The sequence below is a fragment of the Burkholderia sp. 9777_1386 genome (assembly GCF_015712265.1).
Lineage (GTDB): Bacteria > Pseudomonadota > Gammaproteobacteria > Burkholderiales > Burkholderiaceae > Burkholderia > Burkholderia cenocepacia.
The window spans coordinates 1-1,430 of sequence record NZ_JACCQB010000122.1 but is presented as its reverse complement, the minus strand read 5'-3'; the positions used below and the strand labels follow the sequence as shown (position 1 = coordinate 1,430).

Here is a 1,430-nt window from a genome sequence, read left to right as displayed (position 1 = left end):
TTCATCGTGATCTATATGAACGCGTCCCGTTTGCAACAGTTTTCGTGTGTTCAGACAGACAGGATGGGCTGCAGCTCTATATCCGGCCTTGTTGCAGCCAGTACTGCCGCTGCGGGCCCCTATGAAATTCGCTGACTCGCGCCTCATTCTCCTGGCGAGCTCGAAGCTCTTACCACGATTCAGGTTTAGCGAGTCCCGGTCCTACCTGGCTTGTCATCACACTCGATTCCTGCGCAACCTTTCGACGTTCACCCAGTGTTAAACGTTGATCTTCAACGTGGCATTCACCGATCAGGCCGGCTTCACGCTCACGTAACCCTTTTGGTACGGCCGGTCATGGGCCAGTACAGCCCAGATCGTCCGTGCCATCTTGTTGGCCAGTGCGACGATCACCACATTCGGCGGTCGCCGCTTCTTCATCTGCTCGATCCACTCACCGGGCTCTTTCGCATGCGTCAGCACGCTTCGTGCCCCGTGAATCAGTAGCGTGCGCAGATACATGTCGCCCCTCTTGCTGATCCCGTGTAAGTTCACCTTACCGCCCGAGCCGGTCTGCTTCGGCACTAACCCGGCCCACGCCGCGAACTCTCGTCCCGAGCTGAACGCCTTCGGGTCGCCCATCATTGCTACCGCTGCGGTGGCCGTCAGCAAACCTACGCCCGGTATCTCGCTAATCGCCTTCACCGCCTTGTCTTCCTTCTTCCATTCGCGCATCCGGCGTTCGATTTCCGCGATCTGCTCGTCGAGCTTTGCCAACCCGTTCCATTGCTCGCGCAACGTATCGATTAGCGCCGCTGGCAAGCGCTCCGCGATTCGGCCAAGCACGGCCGGTATTTCCTTGTCCAGCTTCGCCCGCCCCTTGCTCATTACCTCCCCGTATTCCGTCAGCAAACCTCGCAATCCGTTGACCTGCATCGTGCGGAACTTCACCAACTGCTCGCGCATCCGGTGCAGTGCTACCATCGCCTGCTGCATCTCGGTCTTCACCGCCACCGGCTTGCCGGGTTGCTGTACCGCCAGCCAGATCGCCCGTGCGTCCGCCGCATCGTTCTTGTTGCGGATGTTGAACGCCTTCACGAACTCGGCCGGCATCAGCCTGACCTCGTGACCCATCTGCGTCAATTGCCGCGCCCAATGGTGGGCTCCGCCACACGCTTCCATCCCGATAAGACAGGCCGCGCGGTTCGCGAAGAACTCAAGGAATTTCGCCCGCTTGATTGCCTTATTCACGATCCCGCCGGTTTCCCTATCAACGTAGTGCACTTGGAAAACCTGCTTGGCGACGTCGACTCCTACGGCCATACTGTTCATCGTGGATCCTCCGGTTGCCGGGAAATGCGTGCATTTTCCACTTGGGCACATCGATGCCGTTGGCCCGTGAGGGTCCACCCCTTTTTCTGCTCTCACGTTCACGGGTGGGACGCGTTCAT

At 59.1% G+C, this 1,430-nt stretch carries 1 protein-coding gene; it reads right to left on the bottom strand.

Features of this window, described 5'->3' with window-relative positions; all coding sequences use genetic code 11:
* Window positions 1-291: 291 nt before the first annotated feature.
* Window positions 292-1,311 carry an IS110-like element ISBcen5 family transposase gene (locus tag H0X91_RS34630; RefSeq protein WP_012493617.1) on the bottom strand — a complete coding sequence of 340 codons (1,020 nt, stop codon included), beginning with the start codon at window positions 1,309-1,311 and terminating at the stop codon, window positions 292-294.
* Window positions 1,312-1,430: the final 119 nt, after the last annotated feature.